Annotated in this window: 10 protein-coding genes and 1 pseudogene; 5 read left to right on the forward strand and 6 right to left on the reverse strand. The window is 64.7% G+C overall.

The window, feature by feature from the left end; genetic code table 11:
* From RMO23_RS11105 to RMO23_RS11115, 3 genes are all read left to right on the forward strand, one after another.
* Positions 1-724, forward strand: a 724-nt coding sequence (locus tag RMO23_RS11105) for an ArgP/LysG family DNA-binding transcriptional regulator (protein WP_309681435.1), incomplete at its 5' end; no start/stop codon positions are given.
* Between the two features lie 55 nt (positions 725-779).
* The gene (locus tag RMO23_RS11110) at positions 780-1,616 is read left to right on the forward strand and encodes a substrate-binding domain-containing protein (RefSeq protein ID WP_309681437.1); all 837 of its coding nucleotides are present in this window, start codon (positions 780-782) and stop codon (positions 1,614-1,616) included.
* Between the two features lie 11 nt (positions 1,617-1,627).
* Positions 1,628-4,216: a PAS domain S-box protein gene (locus tag RMO23_RS11115; protein ID WP_309681439.1), complete on the forward strand. Its 2,589-nt coding sequence runs from the start codon at positions 1,628-1,630 to the stop codon at positions 4,214-4,216.
* Between the two features lie 15 nt (positions 4,217-4,231).
* Here the strand turns inward: RMO23_RS11115 and RMO23_RS11120 are convergent, their stop codons facing one another.
* Positions 4,232-4,783 (reverse strand): hypothetical protein, encoded by a 552-nt coding sequence (locus tag RMO23_RS11120; protein WP_309681441.1) that lies wholly within the window; start codon positions 4,781-4,783, stop codon positions 4,232-4,234.
* A gap of 307 nt (positions 4,784-5,090) precedes the next feature.
* Here RMO23_RS11120 and RMO23_RS11125 point away from each other — a divergent pair, with 307 nt between their 5' ends.
* On the forward strand, positions 5,091-5,666 hold the full coding sequence (locus RMO23_RS11125; protein ID WP_309681453.1) for a helix-turn-helix domain-containing protein: 576 nt from the start codon (positions 5,091-5,093) through the stop codon (positions 5,664-5,666).
* A gap of 27 nt (positions 5,667-5,693) precedes the next feature.
* On the opposite strand, the gene RMO23_RS11130 is transcribed toward RMO23_RS11125, so the two are convergent.
* The 5 genes from RMO23_RS11130 to ytfE form a co-directional block, all read right to left on the reverse strand.
* Positions 5,694-6,116: a universal stress protein gene (locus RMO23_RS11130; protein WP_309681443.1), complete on the reverse strand. Its 423-nt coding sequence runs from the start codon at positions 6,114-6,116 to the stop codon at positions 5,694-5,696.
* Between the two features lie 149 nt (positions 6,117-6,265).
* On the reverse strand, positions 6,266-7,117 hold the full coding sequence (locus RMO23_RS11135; protein ID WP_309681445.1) for a metallophosphoesterase: 852 nt from the start codon (positions 7,115-7,117) through the stop codon (positions 6,266-6,268).
* A 34-nt stretch (positions 7,118-7,151) separates the two neighbouring features.
* Positions 7,152-7,610 carry an azurin gene (gene azu, locus RMO23_RS11140; protein WP_405041597.1) on the reverse strand — a complete coding sequence of 153 codons (459 nt, stop codon included), beginning with the start codon at positions 7,608-7,610 and terminating at the stop codon, positions 7,152-7,154.
* Positions 7,611-7,705: 95 nt separating this feature from the next.
* Positions 7,706-9,991, reverse strand: a complete 2,286-nt coding sequence (locus RMO23_RS11145; RefSeq protein ID WP_309681449.1) for a nitric-oxide reductase large subunit — start codon at positions 9,989-9,991, stop codon at positions 7,706-7,708.
* Between the two features lie 35 nt (positions 9,992-10,026).
* Entirely contained in the window at positions 10,027-10,719 is a 693-nt protein-coding gene (ytfE, locus tag RMO23_RS11150; protein WP_309681451.1) for an iron-sulfur cluster repair protein YtfE, read from the reverse strand.
* Positions 10,720-10,866: 147 nt separating this feature from the next.
* On the opposite strand from ytfE, the pseudogene RMO23_RS11155 reads away from it, so the two are divergent.
* Positions 10,867-11,168: pseudogene (locus RMO23_RS11155) on the forward strand (nitric oxide reductase transcription regulator); the annotation flags it as partial.

Here is an 11,168-nt window from a genome sequence, read left to right on the forward strand (position 1 = left end):
TGACCTGAAGGAGCTGGCCCCCAGTTCGCTCGGCGGCGCGCGCGAGGAAGAGCGCATCTCGATTGCCATCAACGCCGACAGCATTGCCACCTGGGCGCTGCCGGCGCTGACCGATTTGGCGCAGCAGGGGCTGCCGATGGAAATCATTGCCGATGACCAGGATTTCACCCAGGAATGGCTGCGCGAAGGCCAGGTGCTGGGCTGCGTCACCACGCTCAAGCAGGCGCTGCGCGGCTGCAAGGTGGTGGCGCTGGGAGCCATGGAATACTTGGCCGTGGCGACCCCGGCATTTGCCCAAAGCCGTCTCTCTAAGCCGACGCCGGGCGCGCGCGGCCGCGAGGCGCTGCTGACGGCGCACAATTTTCGCGACATTCCCTTTGTGGCGTTCAACCGCAAGGACGACATGCAAAGCGAGTTTGTCGGCAAGGCCTTCGGCCTCAAGCGCGTCACGCTGAACCAGTTGTTTGTCCCCTCGTCCGAAGGCCAGCTGCGCGCCGTGCTGGCCGGCTGGGGCGCCAGCGTGGTGCCGCGCCTGCTGGCGCAGGGGCTGATCGAGCAGGGCCTGCTGGTCAACCTGGCGCCGACCTGCACACTGCCGATCCAGCTCTACTGGCATTGCTGGAATCTGGAGTCCGAGGTGCTGGATGCGCTGACGGCGGCGCTCAAGCAGAGCGCCGCTTCGGTGTTGGTGAATGAATGCGCCCCGCCAACAGCAACAAAGTAGTTTGAAGCCAACCCGCTTGAGTCAACGCGTTGGCCGGATCCACCAAGGAACTTCCATGTTTAATTTCAAAGCCTGCCTGCTGCTGACGGCCTTGTCGATTTCCCCCGGCGCCGGCAGCGCCGAGCCGCTTGAGACCGCCGCCAGCACCCTCAAGATCGGCGGCACCGGCGGGGCGCTCGGCACCCTGAAAATCGTGGGCCAGGCCTTTCAACAAATCCAGCCCCAGGCCACCGTGGTGATTGTCCCCAGCCTGAGCAGCGGCGGCGGCATCAAGGCCTTGCAGGCCGGAGCGCTGGATCTTGCGGTGATCGGCCGGCCATTGGCCGACGCGGAACGTGGCCCAGGCATGATGACGACGGAATATGCGCGCACGCCTTTTGTCTTTGCGACCGCCGTGCGCACCCAGGTATCGGCCATCACCCTGGGCGAGCTGCTCGGCATTTACAGCGGCGAACGCACCAGCTGGCCCGATGGCCGCCCGCTGCGGCTGGTGCTGCGTCCGGAAGCGGACTCGGATACGCGCACCTTGAAAAACCTGTCGCCCGCCATGAGCCAGGCGGTCAACCTGGCCCATGCCCGGCCGGGCATGAACATTGCCACTACCGACCAGGCCAGCGCGGACAGCCTGGAAAGCATACCCGGCGCCCTCGGAACCACCACCCTGGGGCTAATCATTTCCGAAAAGCGCGCGCTTCAGGCGCTGGCGCTGAATGGCGTGACGCCCAGCCTGAAAACCCTGGCCAATGGCGAGTACCCGTATTACGTCACCTTCAGCCTGGTCAGCGGCCCGAAACCCAGGCCGCTGGCGCAGCAGTTTCTCGCTTTTTTGCGCTCTGCCGCCGGGCAAGAGATTCTTGAGAAAAACGGCCAGTGGCTGCCACCGCAAAAATAAGGGCAGGCCTCATGAGCGAGCTCAACATCAAACTGACGCGCACCGTCAACCGGCTGGCTGGCGCCCTGGCCGCCGTGATCGCGCTTTCTTTTCCGCTGGGCTTTTTTGCGCTGCAGTACCAGTTTCATGCGGCATCCATGGATGTGGAAGCGGAATTTAATGCGATCAACATAACGCGGCTGATCAACGCCAACCCCGAATTCTGGCAATTTGAAGAGCCGCGACTCCAGGAACTGCTCAAGGCTATGTCCCACGACAGCTTGCCCGAGTGGCGCCGTATTCTGGACGCCCAGGGCCGGGTCGTCACAGGCAGCCCCGCTCTGCTCGCCGCGCCGGTGATCATGCGCACCGCCGCCCTGCTGGATTCCGGCCATGAGGTCGGACGCTTTGAAGTGGCCCGCTCCCTGCGCCCCTTGCTGCTTGAAACCGTCCTGGCGGGCTTGTTTGGCCTGTTGCTGGGCAGTCTGGTGCAGCTGCTTTTGATCCGCCATCCCTTGCGCGCCCTGAAACAGGCCCTGGCAAGCCTGCAGCATGAAAAAGAACGGGCCCAGGTCACCCTGCAAGCCATTAGCGACGCGGTCATCACCAGCGACCGCCGGGGGCAGGTGCTTTCGTTCAACCTGGCCGCCGAGAAAATGTTCGGCTATGCGGCTGCCGAGGTGCTTGGCCGCGACCTGAAAATACTGATGCCGGAGCCTTACCGCAGTGAATCCGATGGCAAGCTGGGGCGGGATCTTCTTGACGGTCCGGCCAACTGGATCGGAACGGAACACGAGCTGACAGCGCGGCGCAGCGACGGCGGCACGTTCACCTTGGCCCTGCGGGTTTCGAGGTTTGATCTGGACGGGCATCCTCAGTTCATAGCCAGCCTGCGCGACATCACCAGGCGCAAGCGGGCCGATCTGACTTTGGCCAGCACCCACCGGGCACTGCAGATGCTGAGCCGTTCCAGCATGGCCATCAACCGGATCGATGACGAAGCCGGTTTGCTGGCCGAGGTCTGCCGTGTCGCCGTCGAGGTGGGGGGCTACCGCATGGCCTGGGTCGGCTATGCGCAGGATGATGAGGCGAAAAGCATCCTGCCCATGGCCCATGCGGGCGAGGAGTCGGGCTACCTTGACTCCATCAAGCTCTACTGGGGCGACGACCAGCCGGGCGGGTGCGGGCCGGCGGGTCAAGCCATCCGCAGCGGGCAGCCGCAGCAAAGCGGCGACATCAGCAAGGCCGACAGTCATTTCTACTGGCACGAGGCTGCTATGCAGCGGGGTTACCGCAGCGCTCTCGTTTTGCCCCTGCGCAGTGAACAGCGCAGTTTTGGGGTGCTGTGTTTGTATGCCGGCGAGATTCAGCAGTTCGCCCCTGAGGAAGTCAAGCTGCTGCAGGAGCTGGCCGACAACCTGGCGTTTGGCATCGGCAGTCTGCGCGCACGGCTGGAGCGTCGCCGTCACCAGCAGGCCGCGCGCGAAGCCACGGCCAAGGTGCAGGAGCAGGCCGCGCTGCTGGACAAGGCGCAGGACGCCATCATGGTGCGCAATCTCGACCGGACGCTGCGTTTCTGGAACAAGGGCGCCGAGCACCTCTATGGCTGGACTTCGGAGGAAGTGCTGGGCAAGACCATGGATGAGCTGATGTACCGCAGCCCGCAAGTGCTCGCCACCGCCATGAACCAGGCCTTGGCCAGTGACGGCGACTGGACCGGCGAGCTGGCGCAGGTCGCCCGCGACGGCTCAACCATTCATGTGCAAGCGCGCTGGACCGTGGTGCGCGATGGGCAAGGCCAGGCCAACGGCGTGCTGGGCATCAACACCGACATCCGCGAACGCAAAAAAGCGCGCGAGGAAATCCTGCGCCTCAACGCCGACCTCGAAGAGCGGGTGCGGCTGCGCACCGCGCAGCTGGAGTTTGCCAACCAGCAGCTTGAGGCTTTTTCCTATTCGGTCGCGCATGATCTGCGTAGCCCGCTGAGCACCATTGCCGGATTCAGCGGACTGCTGGAAAAGGCGATGGCCAAAACCAGCGGCGGGCCGCCGGACGAGCGCAGCCAACACTACCTGGCGCGCATCCGTGCGGGTGCTTCGCGGATGGGTGAACTGATTGAGGCCCTGCTCGCGCTGGCCCAGGTCTCGCGCTCCAGCCTGCGCTGGGAGCCGGTCGATCTCAGCGCGCTGGCCGTGGGCTTGCTGACAGGCTACCAGGAGCGGGAGCCTGCCAGGACCGTGCAACTGCGGGTGGAGTCCGGGCTTCTGGCGCAGGGGGATCCGCAGCTGCTCAATCAGGTGCTGGACAACTTGCTGGGCAATGCCTGGAAATTCAGCGCGGGCCAGCCCGTGACCGAGATCACGTTTGGCCACGACTTGGGCGAGGCCGGCGAAACGGTCTACTTCGTGCGGGACAACGGTGCGGGGTTTGACATGGCCTATGCCGAAAAGCTGTTTGGCGCCTTTGAGCGCCTGCATTCACCCACCGAATTTGCCGGCAACGGCATTGGCCTGACCACCGTCCTGCGCATCATTGCGCGCCATGGCGGCAGGGTCTGGGGCGAGTCGGCCGCGGGCTGCGGCGCCACGTTTTACTTCACACTGGGCCTGGCCAGCCTGTGAGCTGCGCTGTGGCGCTTAAAAACTTTGCGCCAGCAGCGTTTCGCGCAGCGTTCGGGCCTTGTCGGGGTCATACTGCCCGCCCATCCGGGCCAGCACCTCGCCCTGGCGGTTGATGACCACGGCGTAAACCTGCTCGGTGCTGTTCAGGCCGGCAGAGCGCGCAAAATTCGCGCGGTCGGTGAACACCGGCACCAGATTGGCCCGTTCGGTGTCTGTCGGGTAGTGCCGCAGCAGCTTGTCCTCGACCGCACTGCGGCCGGTCAGCGTGCCAGGGTCCTTGATCACCGGCATGCGCACCCAGGCAATCGAAGCGTCATTTTGCAAATTCAGGCCCCGGATCCAGCTGTCGGCCTGATCGCGCTGGCCGCGCTTGAAGGTGATCAGGGCCAGCGTGCGGTCCGACGGCAGGCCGTCAGGCACCGCCAGTGGCTGGCGCATCAGGGTTTGCGACATGAAGGCGGGCAGGTGGCCCATCACGCTGGAATCGGTAGGCGATGCCAGGGCAAAGGCGACGGCCAGACCCGTCGCGCCAAGCCAGCCGCCAAGGTAGGACACGGTGCTCATCATGATGCGCTCCCCACTTCAGGTTCGATGCCGGATTCGCATCCACCCTGAGAACAACATACAGCCAAATCAGGGCGGCAGGCAAACCAACAATTGGAAAAAATTGTTATTACGGTGGAGTCTCGCGGCGTGCAATAGGTTCAATAAAAAAATGCGCTTGCCGCAAGCGGTGCCGGCCGGCCTGAAACCGGGCCTGTGTGTCTAGAATGCAGCCATGTCCACCAGCGGTCCCACCGTCGGCAGCCCCTCTGCCACCGCCAAAATCAGCGCCCTCAAGGCGGGGCCGGCCAAGATGTCGTTCAAGACGCAGATGCTGCAGGCGCGCGAGGACGCCATCGTGGTGGCGGCCAATCGCCTGATGGCCGAAAAAGGCTTCGATTTGATGACGGTGGACCAGGTGGCAGCCGATGTCGGCATTGCCAAGGCCAGCCTGTACAAGCACTTCCCGAGCAAGGAGGCGCTGGCCGCCGCCGCCATGGTGCGGGTGCTGCGGCTGGCGCAGGCCCATCTGGCCACCTTGCCCGCCAGCGCCCGGCCGCTGGAGCAGCTCAAGGCGGTGGTGCGCTGGATGATGCAGATGCAGATGGCCGGTGAAATGCCCTCGCTGCCGAGCCAGAACTCCAGCCTGCGCGCCGCCCTGATGGGCAACAAGGCCTACCTCAACGGCTTGATGGAAGTCAGTGACCACATCGGCGGCTGGATAGAGCTGGCGCAGCAGGACGGCAGCCTGGGCGCCGACCTGCCGCCGCTGCTGGTGCTCTACACGCTGTACGCGCGGGCCTGCGATCCGGTGCTCGAATTCATGCGGGCCAGCGGCCAGCACAGCGATGAGGCGGTGATCGAGCTGGTGCTGCGCACCTGCTTTGAAGGGCTGAGCGCCCGCTAAGCGGGTGACGCGGACGGGTGGCCCGGCTTAGCGAACCAGCAGCACCGGGACGGTGCTGTGCGCCAGCACCTGGGTCGCCACCGAGCCCATGACCAGATTGGCCAGCGCGCCGTGGCCGTGGGAGCCCATGATGATCATGTCGAACTTGCCGGCCTGGGCAAACTTGCTGATGGCCTCGCCGGCCGGCCCCGATTTCCACTCGCTTTTGGCTTCTATGGCGTGTCGCAGCAAAAACTTGCAGACCGGACCCATGATCTTTTCCACCTCGTCGGCGTAGTAGCCGTTGAGGGTGCTGGCCCCCACCGCCGCCCGCACCCGCGGCGGCAGCGGCGGCTGTGCGGTGAACACGGTGTACTGGCTGGCCGTGCCGAACACCTCGTTGTGCGCGACCAGATAGGCCAGCATTTTCTTGGTGTAGGCGCTGCCATCGACGGCGAGAAGAATTTTCATGGAAGTCATCCTCTGCAAAAGATCCAGTCTAACCAAAGACCGTGCCGGCGGCTTGATGCGCGTCAACTGAATGCGCAGTTAACGCTGGCGCTGAGCGTTCCGGCAGTTTGCTACTGTTTTCATAGCGCACTATGCCTATGTTGTAAGGGCTAGAGGTCGATTTTGATCAAAAAATCGGGTTTATAGCCGTCCTGCTCGCCCTTGCGCGCGTAGCCCAGCGGGTTGGCGACCACGCGGCAGCCGCTTTTCGTATAGTCAATCGGGCAATGCAGATGGCCGTGCAGCCACAGCCGGGCCAGCGGTAGCAGCTCGTCCAGCGAATTGCAAAAACCCGCCGTGCCGGGCGACAGGCCATAGCGCGGGTCGGCGCTGAGCAGGCTGGGCGCGAAATGCGTCACCGCCACGGTCGGGCCGGCAAACGGTTCGGCCAGCGCGCGGCGCAGCCAGGCCTGGCTTTGCAGGCCCTCTTGGCGCACCGCCTCGGCCAGCATCGGCTGACCGGCGCGCAGGGCGTGGTTTTTGTTCAGGTAAAAATTGGCGGCGCGAAAGGCTTTTTCGCGCCCCTTGAGCTGCTGGGCCAGGCTGATGTCTTCGTGGCGGGCCTGCTCGGTGCTCAGCGCGTCAAAGTCGGCCCACAGCGTGCTGCCGACAAAGCGCACGCCATTCATCACCACGCTTTCGCGCTCCAGCCAGATCAGCCCCAGGCGCTGGCAGGTTTCGCGCAACCGGGCGTCGGCCTCGTCAAAATCCAGCCCGTCGTACTCGTGGTTGCCGGGCAAGAACAGCACTGGCGTCGGCCAGCCCGCGCCGCCGCGCTCCACCGGCAGCGGCGAAAACCGCGCCAGCCCAAAGTCGCTGATGCCCAGGCGACCCAGCAGCGAGCCGTTCTGGTAGGAGCCGATGTCGCCCGCCAGCACCAGCAGGTCAGCGCCCGGGGTCGGCCGGGCGCAGAAGTGCGGGTTCGATTCAAGGTGCAGGTCGGACAGCAGCTGGATGTTCACCGCTGCATTGTCGCCCGCGTCCCGGCCTGACGGCTTACTTGCCGAGCTGCAGCGTGCCCTTCATGAGGGACGAGTGGCCGGGGAAGGAGCAGAAAAAGCTGTAGCTTTCGCCGGCCTTGAGCTTGCTGCCTGCAAACTTGACGGCGTCGGATTCGCCGCCACCTATGACCCTGGTATGCGCAATGACGCGGCTGTCGCCGGCCTTGACATGCTCGCTGGCGGCGGCTGTCAGGCCGTCAGCCGCGACGCTGGCCATGTCGGCGGTTTTGCTCAGCACCCAGTTGTGGCCCATGCTGGTCTTGGCCATTTTGCCGGTGTGCTTGAGTTTGACGGTGAAGTCCTTGCAGCTCTTGGGCACCGTCATGCTGCTGGTGTTGAACTGCATCGCGTCGTTGGCCTCGATGTCGGCGGTGCAGGCGTCGGCGGCAAAGGCCGGTGCCGCAAAGGCTGCGGCGGCGCTGATCAGCGCGAGGGCCGTGGTGTGTTGGGAAATTTTCATGTGAATACTCCTGTGAAGGTTGAAAAAAGGGATGGACAGGCCCGCGCAGGCGGCCTGCCCATGAAGGTCGAGGCAGGGTTGAGGCAGGTTCAGGCCCCGGCGGGTTCCAGCCGGCTGCCCGGCGCGGCCAGCGCGGGCTGCTTGCCCAGCAGTCCCAGCACCACTTGCAGCGCCATGGCCACGGCGCCGGTGATGAACACCACGTCGCCAAAGGTGCGGATCCAGCGCAGGGTTTGCAGCAGCGGCTGCTGCATGAAGGCTTCGCTGCGGGCATACCAGAGGCCCTCGGTCACGCTGGCGTGAAACTGGATGATGCCGATCGGCAGCAGGCTGGTGAAAATCATCAGCACCAGGCCGGCATTGAGCCCCCAGAACGCGGTTTTCATCAGCGGCTGGCTGAAGGCGTAGTGCGGCCGGATGTAGCGCAGCACCAGCAGCGTGAAGCCTAGCGCCAGGAAGCCATAGACCCCGAACAGGGCCGCGTGCGCATGCACCGGCGTGGTGTTCAGGCCCTGGATGTAGTACAGCGCCATCGGCGGGTTGATCATGAAACCAAAGACGCCAGCGCCCAGCATGTTCCAGAAGGCCACAGCGACGAAGCACATCATGGGCCACTTCAGGCGGTCCATCCAGTCGGCGCGCTCGCGCAGGCGCCAGTTTTCCCAGGCCTCGTGGCCCAGCACAATCAGCGGCACCACTTCAAGTGCGCTAAAGCTGGCGCCGACCGCCATCACCGGCGTGGTGGTGCCGGCAAAGTAAAGGTGGTGGAAAGTGCCCGGAATGCCGCCCAGCATGAACAGCGAAGCCGAGGCCAGGCTGGCCGCCGTGGCCATGGGGCGCGACACCAGGCCCAGCGTGGCAAAGATGAAGGCCAGCGCGGTGGTGGCGAACACTTCAAAAAAGCCTTCGACCCAGAGGTGAACCACCCACCAGCGCCAGTACTCCATCACCGACAGGTGGGTGCGCTCGCCGTAGAAGAAGCCGGCACCGTAGAACAGGCCAATCGCCACTACCGAGGCCGTCAGCAGCGCCAGCAGGTTTTTGTCGCCGCCGGGCTGGCGCAGCGCCGGCACCATGCCGCGCAGCATCAGCACCAGCCAGAAGGCAATGCCGGTGAACTTGCCGATCTGCCAGAGCCGGCCCAGGTCCACGTACTCGTAGCCCTGGTGGCCGAGCCAGAAGTTGAGGTTGGGCGGCATGATTTGCGCAATCGCCAGGTAGTTGCCGACAAAGGAGCCGACCACGACGATGACCAGCGCCCAGAACAGGATGTCCACGCCCAGCTTCTGGTACTTCGGGTCCTTGCCGCCATGAATCAGTGGCGCCAGAAACAGGCCCGCCGCCAGAAAGCCGGTGGCAATCCAGAACAGCGCCGCCTGGATGTGCCAGGTGCGCGTGAGGGAGTATGGAAACCATTGCGAGACATCGATGCCGTAAAAAGTTTGTCCTTCGACCGTGTAGTGCGCGGTAAAGCCGCCCAGCAGCACCTGAAACACAAACAGCGCCACCACCAGAAACAGGTACTTGCCCAGCGCCCGCTGCGAGGGTGTGAGCGCAAAGGTGGTCAGCGGGTCGCGCGCGGCGGCGGCCGGCAGCGGGTCGTCATGCTTGCGCAAAAAGGCCCAGGCCCAGACCAGAAAACCGATGCCGGCCAGCAGCACCACGATGCTGCCAATCGACCACATGATGTTTTCGCCGCTGGGCCGGTTGTCAATCAGCGGCTCATGCGGCCAGTTGTTGGTGTAGGTAACGTTCTTGCCGGGCCGCTCGGTGGCGGCGGCCCAGGCGGTCCAGAAGAAAAACTGTGTCAGCTGCTGGCGCCGCTCGGCGCTGGGCAGGGTGTTTTCCTTCATGGCAAAGCTCTGGCGGCTGTTGCGCAGCTCGGGCGTGTCCGAGAAAAGACTGACGTAATACGCCGCCGTGCTGGCCATGGCCTGCGCGCGGCGCCTGGAGACCGTCAGCACCTCGGTGTCGGCATCGGCCCGGTTGCCGCGGTATTCGGCCTTGAGCTGCGCGCGCAGCGCGGCTTGCGCCGGCCCGTCGAGTTCGGCGTAGGCCTTGCCATGCTGGTCCCTGGCGGCCAGCTCCAGCCAGCCGGTCAGCTCGCGGTGCAGCCAGTCGGCGGTCCAGTCGGGCGCCTGGTAGGCGCCGTGGCCCCAGATCGAGCCGAGCTGCATGCCGCCCACCGATTGCCAGGCGGTCTGGCCGTCCAGAATGCCCTCCTTCGTAAAGAGCGGCTGGCCGTCGGCGCTGACGACCTGTGACGGAATCGGCGGCGCCTGGCGGTAGACCTCGGTGCCGAAGTAACCCAGCAGCGAGAAGGTGACCGCCACCACGGCGATCAGGGTGAACCAGAGTTTTTTGTAGGAAGCCATAGGGGTCTTTCTGCCTTGGTAATGAGGCCGCGGCTTCAGCCGTGGGCCGCCAGCGCGGGCTGCACGGCCGGGGCGGCCCGGTCGAACAGGATGTTGTTTTCAAGATGGATGTGCTGCATCAGGTCGTCGTGCAGGGTACGCAGGCCCAGGTACAGCGCGCGCCAGGTGTTGCAGGCGCCGCGCGGCAGGGTGATGCCGTGGGTCAGCGCGTCCAGGCGCTGCAGCGCCACGCCGTGCTGGTCATGCTCCATGCGCAGCACGGTGATCGGGCTGGTCGCCAGCGCGCCGTGGCCGCGCGCCAGCATCGGGAACAGCACCTGCTCCTCCTTTTGCATGTGGCTTTCCAGCTCCTGCTGCATGGCGGCCAAATGGTCGGCCAGGCCGGCCGGGCAGCTTTCATGGGCGGCGTGCACCTGCTCGACCTTGCGCGCCAGCCGGATCAACTCGGGCAGCTGCTGGCGGTGCACCTCGTGAAAGCGGGTCAGAATGTGGTCGACCAGTTCGGTGGCCGAGGCGGCGCTCCAGTCGCGTTCTTCGGATTCGGCCATGTCGGGCAGGCCTTGCAGGCGCGCCGCGATCAGCGCGCCATCGACGCCGGCCGCGTTGGCGGCTTCGCGCAGGCTGTGCTTGCCGCCGCAGCAAAAGTCGAGCTGGTATTCATGAAAAATCCGGGTGGCACCGGAAAGCTGGCGCGCCAATTGGCCCAGGGGTTGATCGAGCAGGGTCATGGGAAGGTCCTCTGTGAAATGGATGTCTACCCAATGCGATTTCCATGCCCAGAAAATCTCCAATGAATTCAAGGACATTTTTGCATGATGGTACTATTAACCCGATCTGCTAAGGGTTGATTCAACCTATAAAGGGTAATTCGTACCGTGATTGAAAATATGCTGCTGACCGATCTGGTCGCCGATTTGCCGCAGGCGGTGCGCCTGCAGCGGCTGGTGGTCACCCTGCGCGCCCACTTTCGTTGCGGCGCGGTGGCCTTGCTGCAGCTGGAGCAGGAGCACCTGCGCCCGGTGGCGGTCGATGGGCTGGTCAGCGACGCGCTGGGCCGGCGCTTTGCGGTGAGCCAGCATCCGCGCCTGTCGGCCATCCTGGCGCGGCGCGGCGTGACCTGTTTTCACCACGAAAGCACCTTGCCCGACCCCTATGACGGCCTGATTGATGCCCATGT

Source organism: Polaromonas sp., assembly GCF_031411155.1.
Classification (GTDB): Bacteria; Pseudomonadota; Gammaproteobacteria; order Burkholderiales; family Burkholderiaceae_C; genus Polaromonas.

Bases quoted from the DNA above. Each gene is read 5' to 3' on its own strand.
- RMO23_RS11120 (WP_309681441.1), bottom strand. From the start codon at position 4,783: ATGATGAGCACCGTGTCCTACCTTGGCGGCTGGCTTGGCGCGACGGGT.
- RMO23_RS11125 (WP_309681453.1), top strand. From the start codon at position 5,091: ATGCTGCAGGCGCGCGAGGACGCCATCGTGGTGGCGGCCAATCGCCTG.
- RMO23_RS11110 (WP_309681437.1), top strand. From the start codon at position 780: ATGTTTAATTTCAAAGCCTGCCTGCTGCTGACGGCCTTGTCGATTTCC.
- ytfE (WP_309681451.1), bottom strand. From the start codon at position 10,719: ATGACCCTGCTCGATCAACCCCTGGGCCAATTGGCGCGCCAGCTTTCC.
- RMO23_RS11130 (WP_309681443.1), bottom strand. From the start codon at position 6,116: ATGAAAATTCTTCTCGCCGTCGATGGCAGCGCCTACACCAAGAAAATG.
- RMO23_RS11115 (WP_309681439.1), top strand. From the start codon at position 1,628: ATGAGCGAGCTCAACATCAAACTGACGCGCACCGTCAACCGGCTGGCT.
- RMO23_RS11145 (WP_309681449.1), bottom strand. From the start codon at position 9,991: ATGGCTTCCTACAAAAAACTCTGGTTCACCCTGATCGCCGTGGTGGCG.